This is a genomic window from Streptomyces sp. TSRI0107 (assembly GCF_001905845.1).
Taxonomy (GTDB): domain Bacteria; phylum Actinomycetota; class Actinomycetes; order Streptomycetales; family Streptomycetaceae; genus Streptomyces.
In genome coordinates this window covers 24539-41375 of the sequence record NZ_LIVZ01000015.1, presented here as the reverse complement: position 1 = coordinate 41375, position 16837 = coordinate 24539, and the positions used below count along the sequence as shown (strand labels likewise).

At 73.6% G+C, this 16837-nt stretch carries 13 protein-coding genes; 10 read left to right on the top strand and 3 right to left on the bottom strand.

The features are described 5' to 3' along the window. Positions 1 to 89: 89 nt before the first annotated feature. Positions 90 to 830, top strand: coding sequence for a response regulator transcription factor (locus AMK31_RS33735; RefSeq protein WP_073944547.1), 741 nt, complete (start codon positions 90 to 92; stop codon positions 828 to 830). Continuing rightward, positions 827 to 2350: a sensor histidine kinase gene (locus tag AMK31_RS33730; RefSeq protein WP_073944546.1), complete on the top strand. Its 1524-nt coding sequence runs from the start codon at positions 827 to 829 to the stop codon at positions 2348 to 2350. Before AMK31_RS33735 ends, AMK31_RS33730 begins: the two co-directional genes overlap by 4 nt. 3 nt (positions 2351 to 2353) lie before the next feature. On the opposite strand, the gene AMK31_RS33725 is transcribed toward AMK31_RS33730, so the two are convergent. Together AMK31_RS33725 and AMK31_RS33720 are read right to left on the bottom strand one after the other, a co-directional pair. Then, entirely contained in the window at positions 2354 to 3784 is a 1431-nt protein-coding gene (locus tag AMK31_RS33725) for a 3-hydroxybutyrate oligomer hydrolase family protein (protein WP_073944545.1), read from the bottom strand. 248 nt (positions 3785 to 4032) lie between these two features. Continuing rightward, positions 4033 to 5553 carry an extracellular catalytic domain type 1 short-chain-length polyhydroxyalkanoate depolymerase gene (locus AMK31_RS33720; protein ID WP_079187052.1) on the bottom strand — a complete coding sequence of 507 codons (1521 nt, stop codon included), beginning with the start codon at positions 5551 to 5553 and terminating at the stop codon, positions 4033 to 4035. Positions 5554 to 5792: 239 nt separating this feature from the next. Here AMK31_RS33720 and AMK31_RS33715 point away from each other — a divergent pair, with 239 nt between their 5' ends. Next, positions 5793 to 6545 (top strand): GntR family transcriptional regulator, encoded by a 753-nt coding sequence (locus AMK31_RS33715; protein WP_073944544.1) that lies wholly within the window; start codon positions 5793 to 5795, stop codon positions 6543 to 6545. Positions 6546 to 6567: 22 nt separating this feature from the next. Then, positions 6568 to 7827: an MFS transporter gene (locus tag AMK31_RS33710; RefSeq protein WP_073944543.1), complete on the top strand. Its 1260-nt coding sequence runs from the start codon at positions 6568 to 6570 to the stop codon at positions 7825 to 7827. Here AMK31_RS33710 and AMK31_RS33705 read toward each other — a convergent pair. Continuing rightward, on the bottom strand, positions 7768 to 9921 hold the full coding sequence (locus tag AMK31_RS33705; RefSeq protein WP_143204285.1) for a sensor histidine kinase: 2154 nt from the start codon (positions 9919 to 9921) through the stop codon (positions 7768 to 7770). The two genes, AMK31_RS33710 and AMK31_RS33705, sit on opposite strands and share 60 nt — an antisense overlap. Positions 9922 to 9943: 22 nt before the next feature. On the opposite strand from AMK31_RS33705, the gene AMK31_RS33700 reads away from it, so the two are divergent. From AMK31_RS33700 to AMK31_RS33675, 6 genes are all read left to right on the top strand, one after another. Beyond that, entirely contained in the window at positions 9944 to 10648 is a 705-nt protein-coding gene (locus AMK31_RS33700) for a response regulator (protein WP_241842812.1), read from the top strand. A 329-nt stretch (positions 10649 to 10977) separates the two neighbouring features. Then, positions 10978 to 12150 carry an acyl-CoA dehydrogenase family protein gene (locus tag AMK31_RS33695; RefSeq protein ID WP_241842811.1) on the top strand — a complete coding sequence of 391 codons (1173 nt, stop codon included), beginning with the start codon at positions 10978 to 10980 and terminating at the stop codon, positions 12148 to 12150. Positions 12151 to 12183: 33 nt separating this feature from the next. Next, entirely contained in the window at positions 12184 to 13326 is a 1143-nt protein-coding gene (locus AMK31_RS33690) for a zinc-dependent alcohol dehydrogenase (protein WP_079187050.1), read from the top strand. Then, positions 13323 to 13838 carry a flavin reductase family protein gene (locus AMK31_RS33685; protein WP_241842810.1) on the top strand — a complete coding sequence of 172 codons (516 nt, stop codon included), beginning with the start codon at positions 13323 to 13325 and terminating at the stop codon, positions 13836 to 13838. Before AMK31_RS33690 ends, AMK31_RS33685 begins: the two co-directional genes overlap by 4 nt. A 167-nt stretch (positions 13839 to 14005) precedes the next feature. Beyond that, the gene (locus AMK31_RS33680) at positions 14006 to 15250 is read left to right on the top strand and encodes an MFS transporter (protein ID WP_073944540.1); all 1245 of its coding nucleotides are present in this window, start codon (positions 14006 to 14008) and stop codon (positions 15248 to 15250) included. 48 nt (positions 15251 to 15298) lie between these two features. Then, entirely contained in the window at positions 15299 to 16831 is a 1533-nt protein-coding gene (locus AMK31_RS33675; protein WP_073944539.1) for a GMC family oxidoreductase, read from the top strand. Positions 16832 to 16837 lie beyond the last annotated feature (6 nt).

The window sequence follows — 16837 nt, the reverse complement described above, 5'->3', positions numbered from 1 at the left end:
CTGTGGTCTCCTGAGGCGGGGACTTCCGGTGAGGTCCCCGACGACGCACGGTTCGACCCCACGCTGTTCCCGAGGCGGCACCCGAGACCATGACCGCACCGACACCTCCGTCCCGCGCGGCGGCCCGCAAGGACCACCTGCTCGTCGTGGACGACGAACCCACCGTCCGCGAACTGCTGCGCACCGCGCTGCGCTACGCGGGCTTCGACGTGGACGCCGCCGCGACGGGACAGGAGGCGCTCGACCTCGCCGCGCAGCGCTCACCGGACCTCGTCCTGCTCGACGTGATGCTGCCGGACATGGACGGCTTCGAGGTGATCCGGCGCCTGCGCGCCCAGCCCCGGCAGCCCCGCCCGGGCCACGGCGGCGGCGTGCCCGTGCTGTTCGTCACCGCCCGCGAGGCACGCCAGGACCGCATCAACGGACTCCGGCTCGGCGGCGACGACTACATCACCAAACCCTTCGACCTGGAGGAACTCCTCGCCCGCATCCAGGCCGTCCTGCGCCGCACCCGGGGCGAGCAGCCGACCCGGCTGAGCGTGGGCGACCTGGAGCTGGAACCGGAGGGCCACCACGTCACACGCGGCGGCGGCACGATCCGCCTGTCGCCGACCGAGTTCCGGCTTCTGCACTTCCTCATGGCCAACACCGGCCGCACCGTGACCAAGGAACAGATCCTGCAGAACGTCTGGGAGTACGACTTCGGCGGCGACCCGAGCATCGTCGACACCTACGTCAGCTATCTGCGCCGCAAGGTCGACACCCGGGAGCCGAAACTCATCCACACCGTCCGGGGCGTCGGATACGTCGTCCGAGGGCCACGGACGTGACCTTCCCCGGGCGTCCGCTGCGGCGGCTGTCGCTGCGGGCCCGCCTGCTCTTCCTGGCCGTCGCGCTGGTCGCCGTGGGCCTGTTCGCCACCGGGGCCGTGGTGAGCACCGCGCTGCGCGGCTACCTCCAGGACCGGGTCGACGACCGCCTCGTCCTGACCGGGCGGATCGCCGCCCGCCTGTCCCCGCCCGCCGCCGACGACACCCCGCCGGTGATACGCGCCCTCGGCCTGTTCGGCGACGCGACCGTGACCTACCTCGACGACGGCGGCACCGTCCGCACGGCGTTCGGGGCGAGCACGGAACTCCCCGGCGGGGGACCGGACCTGCCGGAGCTCGACCGTGCGGCCGTACAGGCCCACGGGGGCCGCCCCTTCACCGTCGGCGCCCGCCACGGCGAGCACCACTGGCGCCTGATCGCCCTGCCCCGGTCCGGCGTGCGGTTCCCCCTCGGGGCCGCGGACGAGGCGCCGGGAAGCGTCGTCGTGGCCACCTCCCTGGACGAGGTCGACCGTACCGTCGACAAGACCCGGAACATCTCCCTCTCCGCCGGGACGGTGCTGCTCGCGGCGCTCACCGCGGCGGGATGGTTCGCCGTCCGCTCCGGCCTGCGACCCCTGACCCGCATCGAGGAGACCGCGACCGCCATCACCGCGGGCGACTTCTCCCACCGCGTCCCCGAACTCGCCGCCCCGCACACCGAGGTGGGCCGGCTCACCGCGTGCCTGAACGAGATGCTCACGCAGATCGACACGGCGTTCGCCGCCCGCGCCGAAGCGGAGTCCAGAACGCGGCGCTTCTTCGCCGACGCCAGTCACGAACTGCGCACACCGCTGGTCGGCATCAAGGGATACACCGACCTCTACCGCATGGGAGCCCTGGCCACGCGTGAGGACGTCGACCAGACCATGACCCGCATCGCCGAGGAGTCCGAACGCCTCACCCGCCTCGTGGCGGACATGCTGCTCCTCGCCCGGCTCGACGAGGACGCCCACCGGCCGCCCGCCGGCTCGGACCGGCACGCGTCCTTCTCCCTCGACATCGCGCCGATGGACCTGCGCACCCTGGCCGCCGACGCCCTACACGACGTACGCGCCCTCGACGCCGCCCGGCCCGTCACCCTGACCGGCCCGGGCGGCGGGAGACCCGGCACCGCGCCGGCCGCGGCCGACGAGGCACGCCTGCGCCAGGTCGTCCTCAACCTGGTCGGCAACGCGGTCACCCACACTCCGCCGGGCACACCCGTCCGGATCGGTGTCGGAACCGTCGGCGACCACGCCGTCCTCGAAGTCGCCGACCAGGGCCCCGGCCTGACGGACGGGGAGCGCGAGCGGGTCTTCGACCGCTTCTACCGCGCCGACGCCTCCCGCACCCGCAGCACCGGTGCCGGCTCCGGCCTCGGACTGGCCATCGCCCACGCCCTCGTCACCGCGCACGGTGGCCGCATCGACCTCGACACCGAGCCCGGGCAGGGGTGCACCTTCCGCGTCCTGCTCCCGCTGCCCGGCCACCCGGGGTGACGGTCAGCCGTCGAGGCGGCAGCCGGTGAGCAGGTCCGACGGGGTGGCCCCGGCCGGCCGGGCGACCGTGTGACTCGCGGGCGGGCGGTCCCCGGCGGTGAGCCATCCCTCCAGCGCCGTGAAGGCCGAACGGTGGCAGGGCAGCAGGGGCCGGAGCCGGTCGGGGAACGCGTCGACGAGGGAGTCGGTGTGCGTGCCGTCCTCGATGCGGTAGTACCGGTGCAGACCGCCCCGGCCCGCTTCCCGGACCATCCGGGCGTAGACGTCGGAGTCCTGCCCGATGGGCAGCAGGACGTCCAGGGTGCCGTGGACGGTGATCAGCGGTTTGCCGATACGGCCGGTCAGCGCGACGCGCTCCACGGCGCGCCGGACGTCGGCGGGACGGCCGGCGTAGTCGTAGTCGGCGTCGCAGGCCGGGGTGCCGGGGGCGCAGTACGGTGTGCCGGCCTCCGTCGCGCCGTCGAACGCCGGGTCGAACTCCTCGCGGTAGATCCGCTGGGTCAGATCCCAGTAGACCTGGTGGTGGAACGGCCACAGGAACTCCGAGCCGGCCGGGAAGCCCGCGTCGTGCAGTTCTTCCCGCGCCCGCTCCGCGCCGGGTCCGCCGGCCGCGTAGGCCGGGTAGTGGCGCAGCGCGGACGGCAGGAACGTGAACAGGTTCGGGCCCTCGGAGCGCCAGAGCGTGCCCTCCCAGTCGACTCCGCCGTCGTACAGCTCGGGGTGGTTCTCCAGCTGCCACCGCACGAGATAGCCGCCGTTGGACATCCCGGTGGCCAGCGTGCGCGCGGGCGGCCGGTGGTAGCGCTGGGCGACCACCGCGCGGGCGGCGCGGGTCAGCTGGGTGACGCGGGTGTTCCACTCGGCGACGGCGTCGCCGGGGCGTCGGCCGTCGCGGTGGAAGGCGAGGCCGGTGTTGCCCTTGTCGGTGGCGGCGTAGGCGTAGCCGCGGGCCAGCACCCAGTCGGCGATGGCCCGGTCGTTGGCGTACTGCTCGCGGTTGCCCGGGGTGCCGGCCACGACCAGGCCCCCGTTCCAGCGGTCGGGCAGCCGGATGACGAACTGCGCGTCGTGGTTCCAGCCGTGGTTGGTGTTGGTGGTGGAGGAGTCGGGGAAGTAGCCGTCGATCTGGATGCCGGGCACCCCGCCGGGCACGGCGAGGTCCTTCGGCGTGAGGCCGGCCCAGTCGGCCGGATCGGTGTGACCGGAGGCCACCGTGCCGGCCGTGGTGAGCTCGCTCAGGCAGTCGGTCACCTGGTGCGCGGCACCCGGTACCCGTAGACGGGACTCGCCGGCGCAGTGACCGTCCGCGGTGCCGGGGGCGGTCGGCCGGGCCGTCGCCGGTGCGGGGAGCAGGGCCGCGGCGGCGGCCAGGGCGACGGCGCCGAGAGCGGTGCGCCTTCTCGGGCGCCGGGTGACGCCGTTGGGCAGGGCCATCGAGAGCCTCCGGGGTGCGATGGATGGACGGCCTGGAGGCTAGGCGGCGAGTGGGGCGAGGGAACATGTGCGCGTCCGCCATGGTGAGCGGCCGACGCACGTGGTCTGCCGCCATGACGTGCGCCCGGCCGCAGGCGTGCTGCTTGGTGCTTGGTGCTTGGTGCTTGGTGCGCGTTGCGCGGTGCGCGGTGCGCGGTGCGCGTGCCTGCGGCCGGGGCGGGAGTGTGCCTTGACGCTGTGATGGGCCGTCAGGGGCAGGCTCCGTCCGCGACGGTGAAGTAGCCGGCCGGTGACTCCTTCAGCGTGTGGGTGACGAACGTGTTGTAGAGCCCCATGTTCTGTCCGGAGCCCCGGGCGTAGGTGTAGCCGCCGCTGGTGGTGGCCCGGCCCGCCTGGACGTGGGCGTAGTTGGAGCCGGTCCAGCAGGCGGCCGTGGCGCCGGTGGTCCGCGCGGTGACCGTGCCGGACAGCTGCCCCGCCCTGCCGTCGGCGTCGCGGGCGGCCACCGCGTAGGTGTGGGAGGAGCCCGCGGTCAGCCCGGTGTCGGTGTACGAGGCCGAGTCGGGCGTGGCGATCGGGACGCCGTCGCGGTAGACGGTGTAGCCGGTGGCGCCGTCGACCGGGTTCCAGCCGAGGCCGATGGTCGTGTCGGTCGCGCCGGTGGCGGCCAGGCCGGTCGGAGCGGGCAGCGAACCGGGCTGGGAGCCGGACCCCTCCAGCCCGAAGAACCGGGTGATCCAGTAGCTGGAGCAGATCGAGTCCAGGAAGTAGGCCGCGCCGGTGCCGCCGCACTGCTGGGCGCCGCTGCCCGGATCGACGGGCGTGCCGTGCCCGATGCCCGGCACCCGGTTCACCTCGACGGCCACCGAGCCGTCCCCGGCGACGTACTCCTCGTGCCGGGTGGAGTTCGGCCCGATGGCGGAGGTGCGGGTCGGGGTCTGGGACAGGCCGTGCAGCGCGGTCCACTGGTCCCGGAGTTCGTCGGCGTTGCGCGGTACGACGGTGGTGTCCCGGTCGCCGTGCCAGACGGCCACGCGCGGCCACGGGCCGGACCACGACGGGTGGGCGCCGCGGACCCGCTGGGCCCACTGGGCCGGGGTGAGGTCGGTTCCGGGGCTCATGCACGAGTACGCGCTGAGCACGTCGTCGGCGCAGCCGTAGGGCAGCCCGGCGACGACCGCGCCGGCCTGGAAGACGTCCGGGTAGGCGGCGAGCATCACCGACGTCATGGCACCACCGGCGGACAGGCCGGTGACGTAGGTCCGGCGGGCGTCCGCGCCGAAGGCGGAGACGGTGTGCGCGGCCATCTGACGGATCGACGCGGCCTCTCCCTGGCCCCGGCGGTTGTCGCCGCTCTGGAACCAGTTGAAGCACTTGTTGGCGTTGTTCGAGGTCGTCGTCTCCGCGAACACCACCAGGAACCCGTACCGGTCGGCGAGTTCGGGCAGCCCGGAGTTGTCGGCGTAGCCCTGGGCGTTCTGCGTGCAACCGTGCAGCGCGAACACCACCGCCGGGTTCGGGGGCAGGGCCGCGGGCCGGTAGACGTACATGTTCAACTGGCCCGGATTGGCGCCGAAGTCGCCGACTCCGGTGAGGCCGACCGCCGCGTGGGCGGCCGGCGCCGGAGCGATCAGCGCCGCTCCGAGTGACAGGGCGACGACGGCCACCAGACGGGACAGCAGAGCACGCCAGACCCGTACCGACGGGCGGCGGTGCGGGGGATCTGCGGGTGGTGCTGCGGACGCGATGGGGGGTGGCGGTGGCTGCATGGCGGCTCCTCGGGTAGGTGCCCGGAACCGTAGAGCTGGTTCAACGCTCAACGGTATGGCGCAGGGCCCCACACCCGGCCCGGCCCGAGGCGGACCCGGACGGGTTGTGCCGCCACCCGCGGTCTGCTATCCGGCTGCGCCTCGTAGTGCTACTCCAGCAGCCTCGACCTGGTGCAGTAGCTTTCCGACGTCCCTCGCAGGACGACCAGTTGCCGTGCGACACGACCGGAGGACCACCGATGCCCCGAGACGCGCCCTACCTCGCCGTGGCCGACGCGCTGCGCGCACGGGTCGTCGCGGGGGAGTGGGGGATCGGGGAGCGCCTGCCCTCGCGGGTACGGCTCGCCGAGGAGTACGGGGTCGGGCGCAACGTCGTGCAGCGGGCCATGGACCGTCTGATCATCGAGGGCCTGCTCGAAGGCCGCGCCGGCTCGGGCACGTACGTCCGCACGCCGCGCGAGCGTCTGCGGCTGGTCCGCTCGCGGCACCGCGACCGCCGGGGCGGCACTCCCCCCTGGTGGCAGGAGCGGGGCAGGGCCGACGCCTGGGACGCGCACAGCCAGGTACGCGTACCCGCCCCGAAGGCCATCGCCGAACGGCTGGCCATCGCCCCCGGAGACCTCTGCGTCACCACGCACTACGAGTTCCTGGCCGACAGACAGCCCGTGCAGCTCTCCGAGTCCTGGGAGCCGATGGCCGTCACCGGCGGTACGCCGATCGTGCTGCCAGAGACGGGACCCCTGGCCGGCAAGGGCGTGGTCGAACGCATGCGCTCCATCGGCGTGACCGTCGAGACCGTGGTCGAGGTGCCCCGCCCCGCCCGCGCCACCCAGGCACAGGCGAACCTGCTCGGCATCAGCCTCGGGGACCTCGTACTGCGGATCGAGCGGACCATCCACGACACGGACGGACGTCCGGTGGAAACCGCCGACATCGTCGTCCCGGACGCGCGCCGGGAAGTGGTCTACGAGTTCGGCGTCGACCGGCCGTAGCCTTCGAGAACCAGGAACCCGCATGTCAGAACCCTCTCGGCTCGGACTCTTACGCGACCGGGACTTCGGCCGCCTGTCCGCCGCCACGGCACTCGGCCAACTCGGCGACCGTGTCGTCTTCCTGACCCTGCCCCTGGTCGCCATCACGGAGCTGGACGCCGACGAGTTCCAGGTCGGACTCCTCGCCGCGACGACCACGGCGGGCTCGCTCCTCGTCGGCCTGCCGGCGGGCGCGTGGGTGGACCGTATGCGCAAACGCCCGGTGATGATCAGCACCGACCTCGTGCGCGCGCTGGTCCTCGCGACGATACCGGTGGCGTGGTGGGCGGACCTGCTCACCATCCGGTGGCTCTACGCGGTCGCCTTGGTCCACGGGGTGCTGACGGTCTTCTTCGACGTCGCCTACGCCAGCTGTCTCCCGCACCTCGTGGGACGCGGCAACCTCGTCGAGGGCAACGCGAAGCTGTCGGCCATACGCTCGGTGACCAGCGTCAGCGGGCCGACGGTGGCGGGGCCGCTAGTCGGCGCGGTGGGCGCCCCCGCGGCACTCGTCGTCAGTTCGGCCGGGATGGCCCTGTCCGGGCTGCTCGCCGGCACCATCCGCAAACGCGAACCGAAACCTGCGCCGAGCCGACGCCCCCGGCTGGGCCGCGACATCAAGGAGGGCCTGACGTTCGTCCTCCGGCACCGCGCGCTCCGCGCGATCATGCTGGCGGACGCGGTGTTCAACCTCTTCCTCGCCGTGTACCAGTCCATGCTGCTGGTCTTCCTGGAAAGGGAGTTGCACCTCCAGGCCTCCGGCATCGGCCTCGTCCTCTCGGGGATGGGCTGCGGTGCCGTGCTGGGCGCGCTGTCGGCGACCGCGCTCTCGAAACGGGTCGGCCAGGGCCGGATCATCTGGCTCGCGTCCCTGCTCACCTGTCCGCTGACCGGCCTCATGCCGTTCGCCCGGCCGGGGTGGAGCATGTACGCGGCCGCCGTCGGGCTCGCGGCTCTCTCACTGGGCGGAGTCGTGCGTGTCGTGGCGCAGTCGAGCTTCCAGCAGGCCCTCACACCGGACCGGCTGCTCGGCCGGATGAGCGCGACGGCTCGATTCGTGTCCTGGGGCGGCATTCCGCTGGGCGGGCTCCTGGGCGGAGTCTCGGGCTCCGCGTTCGGGGCGACCGCCACCCTGTGCGTCGGCACGGCCGGCATGACGCTGAGCGTCCTGCCCAACCTCCTGTCACCGCTGCGCGCCATGCGCACGGTGCCCACCGCTGCGGCCCCCGAGTCCGTCCGGTGAGGCACCCGGCGCCGGCGCCTCACGCGGTGCGTGCAGGACCGCCCCGATCGACCGGGGCAGCACGGCGCACACCCGGGTGCCCGGCGACAGCCGGTCGATCGAGCAGTGCCCGCCGATCTCGGCGGCCCGCTCCGCCATGGACCGCAGACCGACACCCCGGTGCCGCGGCTCGGGGCCGATGCCGATCCCGTCGTCCAGGACGGTCAGCGTGAGCCGGTCCGCGTCGACCCGGACCCGCAACCGTGCGTGCGCGGCGCGGGCGTGGCGCACCACGTTGGTCAGCGCCTCCGCGGCGATCCGGTAGGCCGCCACCTCCACGGCCGCCGACAGCGACGGCAGGAACGACGGACTGAGGTCCGCGTCGATCCGGGTCCGGGCGCCGTCGAAGGCACAGACCAACTGCCGCAGAGCGCCGGTGAGACCCAGCTCGACCAGCGGCGCGGGACCCAGGTGCTCGGTGATCCGCCGCACCTCCGTGACCGCCGCGCCGAGGCCGTCGCTGACGCCGCGCAACGCCTCGCGGACCGGATCGTCGGCGGACAGGCTCAGCGTCGCGTTCTCGACCCGCAGCCGAAGCCCGGCGAGCGTCGGTCCGAGCCCGTCGTGGATGTCCCGGCGCAGATGACGCCGCTCCTCCTCCCGCGCCGTGACGATCTGTTCCCGGCTGCTGCGAAGTTCCTCCTGGAGCCGCAGCGAGGCCAGGGCCGGGGCGGCCTGGTTGGCCAGGGACGCCAGGATGCCGGTGTCGAAGCCGTCGAGCTCCCGCTCGCCGTCGCGCGGACCGACCGAGAGACGCCCGATGGTGGCACCCTGGTGCAGCAGGTCGAAGTGCTGCGGCTCGGGCCCCACCCGTCCCGCGGCGGCCAGCAGACGCGGACCCGCCTGCGTGTGGACGGCCAGGACCGCGCCGGGCAGCCGCAGGCTCTCCACGACGGTGGCACACAGGGTGTCCGGGATCTCCTCGGGGCTGACCGTACGGCTGATCCGCGTGGCCAGCGTGTCCAGCACCTGGTACGGGTGCGCCCGGTCGCCGTAGAAGAGGTGGTCCACCAGCCCGGTCGCCCGCGCCATGGTGCGCCGCAGTCCGACCCCGAGCAGGAAGGCCACGGCCACCAGCACCAGGGCGTTGCCGGTCTCGCCGAAGGCCGGACCGGTCACCAGCACGGCGGCGGCGCCCACGTAGGCGGCGGTGAGCAGCGCCGCCACCATGAGTCCGGCGAGCATCCGGCGTGCCGAACGGCTGATGCGCCAGGAACCGGTCCGCACCACGTAGTGGGCGAAGGTCGCCGTCCACAGCAGCGAGCCGGCCAGGTACAGGCAGAACGCGAGCCAGTCGTTGTTCAGGTAGCGGAAAGCCGACTGCCAGCACGCCATCAGGACGTAGCCGGACACCAGCAGCAGGATCCGGCGCCGCTGCCGGGTCTCGCCCTGCCGGAGCCGGGCCAGCAGCACGGCGAGTCCCAGGCCGGTGAGCGAGTAGTACGTTACCTCCTTGGTGCTCCCCACGAAGCCGCGCAGCAGGTCCGCGGTCCGCCCCCACCAGCCGTCGGTCAGCGGGTTGGGCATCTCGAACGGCGCGGGCGCCGCCCCGAAGACGAACGAGGGCGGCACCATCCAGAGGGCGACGGCGGCCACGTGGAGCCACCACCACCGGCTGGTCAGCCGGCCCTGCGGGAACCACAGCGGCAGCGTGTACCAGAGCGTGGTGTGGACCAGGTTGGCCAGCGTGTCCAGGACGAGCACCGCGGCCCGTACCGCGGGGCCCGGCTGTTCCAGCCAGACGACGGCGTCGGCGGCGAACGGGATGATCTTGGAGGCGCCGAAGACGATCAGCGCCCATCCCGCCGAGCTGCCCGGACGGTGCGCGTGCAGCAGGACCCCACCGGTGACGGCCGCCAGACTGTGCGGCACGATCGTCAACCCCAGCGCGGCCGGCGCCACCCCGGGATCGCCGAGGCGTACCAGCAGGTAGCAGACCCACAGCCCGATGAGGACGACAACTGCCGCCGCGCACAGTGTCGCGGCCGCCAATTGCCGTTCCGACGCGCTGCGTTGGGTGACGCCGGGGATCGTCCACGCACTTCGTGAAGTCATGCGATCACCTATAGTAATCGTCGTGGCTGAGGAGAGTGCCCCCAGGACCGACGTGGACACGGTCACCGTGCTGCTGGTCGACGATCACCCGATGTTCCTCGACGGGTTGCGCGGTGTCTTCCTGCCCCAGGACGGCTTCCGCGTCGTGGGCGTGGCGACGAGCGCGGAGGAGGCCGTCGCCGTGTGCCGCCGTACCGCCCCGCAAGTGGTCGTCCTCGACCTGGGGCTGCCGGACGGCTCCGGCATCGACGTCACACGGCGCATGCTGGCCGACCGCCCGGACGTCAAGGTGCTGGTGCTGAGCATGTCCGACGACGACGAGAACGTCCTCGCCGCGATGCGGGCGGGCGCGCACGGCTATCTGGTCAAGGGAGCGGACCGGGAGGAGATCCTGACGGCGATGCGCACCGTCGCGCGCGGCGGCGCCGTCTTCAGCCCTCGGGTCGCCCTGCGGTTGCGCACCTTCTTCGACTCCCTGGCCGCCGCGCCGGGACGCTCCGCCTTCCCGGAACTGACCCCGCGGGAACTGGAGATCCTCGGCCTGCTGGCCGCCGGGCTCAACTATCGGCAGATCGCCCGGAAGCTGACCATCACCGACAAGACGGTCCGCAACCACGTCACCAACATCTTCGCCAAGCTGCAGGTGAACGACCGGGCCCAGGCCATCGTCCGGGCCCGTAACGCGGGGCTCGGCGTGGACGTCCCGCCGCCGCGCGCTCACGGCTGACCGCACCCGGCGCCGGCGGGGCCGACGGACCCTTCGCGCTCTGACAACCTTCACCGCGACCTCCTGACGGGCAACCCCGCGGGCCAGTCTCGTGCGCCCGCGCGCCCGGCCGCATGGGCCGCGCAGCCCATCCGTGTCCCGGTCGCGCCTGGGCCAGCGCACCCCCTCCGCTCCCGCCGCCGTCCCGCCCGCGACGGGGACGGGGAGGGGCGGACCGGCTCAGGTGCCCGGGACGGCGGGCGCACGACGGTGGTGACACGCCGGATCGCCGTCCTCGGGACACGACGGCGATCCGGTCCGGCACGCCGTCGTGCACAGGAGGTATCACCGTGACGGCTCACGCAGTTCACACCCAGCACCGCCCGTCGCTGCTCGCGACGACACCGGTTCCCGCCGACGGGGTGGAGTGGCTGGCTCGTGTCGACGACCTCGCGCCCGTGGTGACAGCCCACCGGGAGCAGGCCGAACGGGACCGCGTCACCCCGGAGCCCGTCGTCGCGGCGCTCCGCGAGGCCGGCCTCCACCGCATGTGGGTGGGCCGGCGCTTCGGCGGCGGGCACGTCAGCCTGGCCACCGGCTCCGCCGTCCTGCGGTACCTGGCGCGACTGGACGCCTCGGTCGCCTGGCAGATGGGCGTACAGGGCGCCATCGGACGCCTGTCCGACTACCTTCCCGAATCGGCGGCCGGCACCGTCTTCGCCGAGTCCTCCGGCCTGGTCGTCGGCAGCGTCCGCCCCGCCGGCCGGGCCCGCCGGGTCCCCGGCGGCTACCGGCTCACCGGCAGCTGGCCGTTCGCCAGCGGCTCGGCGCACGCCGACTGGCTGGTCTGCGCGGCCCGCGTGACGGACGCCGGCACACCGGAGCCCGCGCCGCGCATGCTGTTCGTGCCCGGGTCGGCGGCCCGGCTGCGGGACACCTGGCACTCGGTGGGGCTGCGCGGCACCGGCAGCCGCCACTTCGAGGTCGACGACGCCTTCGTACCAGAAGAGTTCACCGTCGACGGCGACGCGATGCTGCGCCCGCCGCCACGCCGTGACTCACGGGCGTACGCCATCGGCTACCACGACTTCGGCCCGTTCACGTCCGCCTCCACGGTCCTCGGCATCGCGCAGGACGCGGTGGAGACGTTCCGCCGGCTGACCGCGGACGCGGGCACCGGCGCCACCGCGCAGGCGGGCTTCGCCCGCGCCCAGATGCGGGTGCGCCGCGCAGGCCTGCTGCTCGCCGACGCGGCCCGGCGCGTGTCGAGCCACGGCGAGGACGGCGGAGAGCCGCTGAGCGCGCTGGTCCGGCTGACCGCGGCGACCGTCGCCGAGGACACCACCGCAGCGGTGGACGTCCTCTACGACCTGGCCGGGTCACGGGCCGTGTACACCAGCGGCCGCCTCGAACGCTGCTTCCGCGACATCCACACGGCGGTCAAGCACATCACCTTGTCCCCGGCGCACTTCGAGACCGTCGGCCGCCGACTGCTCGACGACGGCCTCGCCCTGCACCGCTGACCGGCAACCCCTCACACCCGAAGGAGAAACACCATGCCGACCATGAAGGCACTCCAGCTCCTCGCTCCCCGCAAGACCGTCCTCGCCGAGGTCCCCGTGCCCCGGACGCCCTCCGACGGCCTGCTGATGAAGACACGGTGCGTGTCCATCTGCTCCACGGACATCTCGTTCTACGAGGGACACCTGTACCCCTCGGAGTATCCGGTCGTCCTCGGCCACGAGTACCTCGGAGAAGTCGTCGACATCGGGCCGCGGTTCAGCGGCCCGGTGGACATCTCGGTGGGCGACCGGATCGTCTACTGGGGCCAGACCGACTTCGGCGGGTTCGCCGAGTACCGGTCCCTGCGGCCGGTGTTCTCCGGCGAGGACAAGCAGGACATCTTCTGGGCCGACCGGGACTTCTTCGACGACCACCGAGCCGCCGCCGTGAAGGTCCCGGACACCCTCGGCGACCTGGAGGCGTCGTTCATCGAGCCCACCACGGGCGCCCTCCGCTCGGTGCTGACCCACCCGCCGAGGATCGGGGACCGTGTCCTCGTCCTCGGCACCGGGCCCATCGGCATCATCGTCGGCAGCGTCATCAAGCGTCTGTTCGCCCCGCACAGCGTGGTCTCGGTGGACGCCAACCCGCGCCGCAACACGCACGCCGAGGAACACTTCTCCGAGCGGGCCTACCTGCCGGACGAGTTGAAGCGGGACGTCGCCGACAACACCTTCGACTACGTCTTCGACGCGCTGCCCACGGTCAAGGCGGCGGACCGGGAGCAGGACCCGCGCCGGCTGGCGATGCTGAAGCTCAAGCCGCGCGGGCGGTACATCCTGTACGGGGCGTCGCAGGAGATGCAGCAGTTCGACACCTGGCTGATGCTGGCGAAGGGCATCGACATCAGCTCGGCCCCCTTCGACGTCACCAGCTTCCCCATGCACCGGACGGCCAACGTCATCGTCGCCGCGGCGCACATGCTGTCCACGGGGATCGTGAACGCCAAGGGGCTGCTGTCCACGGTCTGCCCCTTCGACGACTACGACCGGCTCGTGAACATCCTGGCCGACTACCGGACCACCACGGACCTGAAGACGATCGTCGACTTCCGGCCGCGGACCGCGCGGATCCCGCTCCAGGCGGGCACCGGCCGTGCCGGGGCGGGCGTCCTGGAAGAGGAGGTACGGCGGTGAGCGGCGCCGTCGAGCGCACGGCGTTCACCCGCGCCATGGCACGGGTCCCCGCCCCGGTGACGGTCACCACGACCGTCGACCGGGAGGGGCGCCCGTGGGGCTTCACGGCGAGTTCGTTCTCGTCGCTGTCACTGGAGCCGCCCCTGGTCCTGGTGTGTGTCGGCCGGACGGCGAGCGTGCACCGCGCCTTCACCACGGCGCGCTGCTTCCTCGTCAACGTGCTGGCCGCCGATCAGGCCGACGTGGCGGCCCGGTTCGCCGCGCGGGGCACCGACCGCTTCGCGGCCGGCGACATGGAGCGCTGCGAACTGGGCCTGCCGGGTCTCGCCGACGCGGCGGTCCGGGTGGCCTGCCGGCTCCACGACGTCCTCGACGGGGGCGACCACAGCATCCTGGTCGGCCGGGTCGAGGCCACCCACACCGGTCCCCAGACCCCGCTGCTCCACTACGACCGCTCCTGGTGCCGTCCGGTGGACGCGCACCCGGGCCGGCCCGCCCACCGCGCGGCGTGAGAGCCACTCCGACCTGACCGGCTGCCCGTTCGCGCTCACGCGGCGGGCAGCCGGCAGGACCGGGCAGCCGTCGGCGGGACGTGCCCGCACCGGCGACCGCCGCCGTGCCCACGTCTCTCCTTCCCACCCCCACCCCAGCTCCTTCTCTCTCGGGCGAGGTACGAGTCATGTCACCTGTCACTCCGGTCCTGAGCCGCCCCCTGACCCTGCTGCTCTCCGTCGCCTGCGGCATCGCCGTGGCCAACATCTACTTCCCGCAGGCGATCAGTCCGCTGATCGCCGACGACCTGGGCGTCACGGACGCCTCCGCGGCACTCGTGGTCACCTGCGCCCAACTCGGCTACGCCGCGGGCATCTTCCTGCTCGTCCCCCTGGGCGACCGGCTCCGGCACCGCGGGCTGGTCACCACCCTGCTGGCCCTGACCTGCGCGGGCCTCGTGCTGGCCGGGACCGCCACCGCCCTGCCCGTCCTCGCCGTGGCCGGCGTGCTCGTCGGGCTCACCACGGTGGTGCCGCAGATCCTCATCCCCATGGCCGCCGGACTGGCCGACCCGGCGCGCCGCGGCGCGGTGACCGGCACACTGCTCGCCGGCCTGATCGGCGGCATCCTCCTGGCCCGGACCTTCTCCGGCACGCTGGGCGCGTGGTTCGACTGGCGCGCCCCCTACCTCGTCGCGGCCGCGCTGGTCCTCGTCCTCACCGTGGCGCTGGCCGTCGCGCTCCCGCCCACCACACCGAGCACCGACCGGCGCTACCCGGCGCTGCTCGCGGCCTCCTGGCACCTCCTGCGCACCGAACCGCTGCTTCGCCGCTCCTGCCAGTACCAGGTCCTGGTGTTCGCCGCGTTCAGCGCCGCCTGGACCGCGCTCGCGCTGCTCGTCACCGGCCCGCGCTACGGCCTGGGCACCGAGGCCGTCGGCGTTCTGGCGCTCGTGGGCGCGGCCAGCATGTTCGCCACCCCGTTCGCGGGGCGCCGCACCGACGGGCGCGGGCCCGACGCGGTCAGCCTGTGGTGCATGCTGGGCGCCCTCGCCGCCGCCCTGCTCCTGCTCACCGGCCTCCTGGGCGGCCCCGTCGGCCTCGTCGGCCTGGGCGCCGGGATGCTGCTGCTCGACGTGGCCACGCAGTCCGGCCAGGTCGCCAACCAGGCCCGCATCTTCGCGCTGCGCCCCGAGGCCCGGGCCCGCCTCAACACGGCGTACATGACCTGCGCGTTCCTCGGCGGCAGCGCCGGCTCATGGCTCGGCGTCCGCGCCTACGCCGCCTTCGGCTGGACCGGGGTGTGCGCCCTGGCCGCGTTGCTGTCCGGCCTCGCCCTGCTCCGGCACGCCCTGCGCGGCCGGTCCGAGCCGGCGTCGAACCCGCGGGCGACCTCGCCCGCCGGTCACCCGGACGTCCCGGCCGGGCGCTGACCTGGCGACCCACCCGACAACGAACAAGACCCCACACCGAGGTGTGTCATGACCGAGAACGAATGGGACTACGTGATCGTCGGCGCCGGATCGGCCGGCTGTGTGCTCGCCGACCGGCTCAGCGCGGACGCCACGGCCCGGGTACTTCTGATCGAAGCCGGAACGGCCGACCCGCACCGCCACCCGGAGGTGCGGGTGCCGGTCCTGTTCCCCCGGCTGTTCGGCGGTGAACTGGACTGGAACTTCGCCACCGTGCCGCAGCAAAGCCTCGACGGCCGTACGATCCCGATCCCGCGCGGCAAGGCGGTCGGCGGCTCCTCGGTGATCAACGCCCAGCTCTGGACGCGCGGACACCGGGCGGACTACGACGGCTGGGCGGACGCGGGCCTCACCGGCTGGAGCCACGACGAGCTGCGGCCCTGCTTCGAGCGGGCCGAGCGGCGGATCGGTCTGGCCGGACTGCGCCACCCGCTGCCGCCGACCGCGGCCTTCGCCGACGCCTGCGCCCGGCTGGGGCACCTGCCGGCCGCCGAGGAGCAGGAGGGGTACGCACCGGCCCGCGCCACCCACCGCGACGGCCTGCGGCACAGCTCGGCGGACGCCTACCTCGGCCCGGCACGCCACCGTCCGAACCTGACCGTCACCGCGGACACCCTGGTACGACGGGTGGTCTTCGAGGGCACGCGCGCCATCGGCGTCGAGGTCGAGGGGGCGTCGGGAACAGAGACCGTCCGCGCCCGGCGCGACGTCGTCCTCTGCGCGGGAGCCGTGGGCAGCCCGCACCTGCTGCTGCTCTCCGGAGTGGGCCCCGCCGACGAGCTGTCCCGGCACGGCGTCCCCGTCGTCCGGGATCTGCCGTCCGTGGGCCGCGACCTGACGGACCACCTCCTCGTGCCGCTCGCCTTCGAGGCACGGGGCTTCCGCTCGCCCGGCGCGGACGCCTCACCCGAGGACACGGCACGGTATCTGCGCGACCGGCGCGGCCCGCTGGGCTCGATCGTCTCCGAGGCACTGCTGTTCCTGCGCACCCGCCCCGAGCTGACCGCCCCGGACATCGAGGTCGTGCACCTGGTGCTGCCGCTCGGGGAGCACCGGCGGCCGGCCGCACACGGCCTCGCGCTGGGGGTGATCCTGCTGCGCCCGCACAGCCGCGGCACGGTCGCCCTGCGCAGCGCGGATCCGCACGACGCGCCGCTCATCGACCCTCGGTACCTGTCGGACGAGAAGGGGGACGACCTCGCGACCCTCGTGGCCGGCGTCCGCGCCGCCCAGCGCGTCCTGCGGGAGCCGGACTTCGCGCGGTGGCGCGGGAAGCCGCTCACCGACGGGGCGCTCTCCGAGGACGAGAACGAGATCGCCGCCTACGTCCGGGCCACCGGCGGCAGCATCCATCACCTGGTCGGCACCTGCCGCATGGGCGCGGACCCGCACTCGGTGGTGGACCCGGAGTTCGCCGTGCGCGGCCTGACCGGCCTGCGGGTGGTGGACGCCTCGGCGATGCCGAGCATCGTACGGGCGCACACCCACGCGCCCGTGACCATGCTCGCCGAACGGGCGGCCGACCTCCTCGCCAGGGCCTGACCCACC

What these genes read in the sequence shown, in the direction of transcription:
- AMK31_RS33705 (WP_143204285.1), bottom strand. Translation starts at nt 9,921, where the DNA reads ATGACTTCACGAAGTGCGTGGACGATCCCCGGCGTCACCCAACGCAGC.
- AMK31_RS33675 (WP_073944539.1), top strand. Translation starts at nt 15,299, where the DNA reads ATGACCGAGAACGAATGGGACTACGTGATCGTCGGCGCCGGATCGGCC.
- AMK31_RS33735 (WP_073944547.1), top strand. Translation starts at nt 90, where the DNA reads ATGACCGCACCGACACCTCCGTCCCGCGCGGCGGCCCGCAAGGACCAC.
- AMK31_RS33715 (WP_073944544.1), top strand. Translation starts at nt 5,793, where the DNA reads ATGCCCCGAGACGCGCCCTACCTCGCCGTGGCCGACGCGCTGCGCGCA.
- AMK31_RS33690 (WP_079187050.1), top strand. Translation starts at nt 12,184, where the DNA reads ATGCCGACCATGAAGGCACTCCAGCTCCTCGCTCCCCGCAAGACCGTC.
- AMK31_RS33680 (WP_073944540.1), top strand. Translation starts at nt 14,006, where the DNA reads ATGTCACCTGTCACTCCGGTCCTGAGCCGCCCCCTGACCCTGCTGCTC.
- AMK31_RS33725 (WP_073944545.1), bottom strand. Translation starts at nt 3,784, where the DNA reads ATGGCCCTGCCCAACGGCGTCACCCGGCGCCCGAGAAGGCGCACCGCT.
- AMK31_RS33710 (WP_073944543.1), top strand. Translation starts at nt 6,568, where the DNA reads ATGTCAGAACCCTCTCGGCTCGGACTCTTACGCGACCGGGACTTCGGC.
- AMK31_RS33720 (WP_079187052.1), bottom strand. Translation starts at nt 5,553, where the DNA reads ATGCAGCCACCGCCACCCCCCATCGCGTCCGCAGCACCACCCGCAGAT.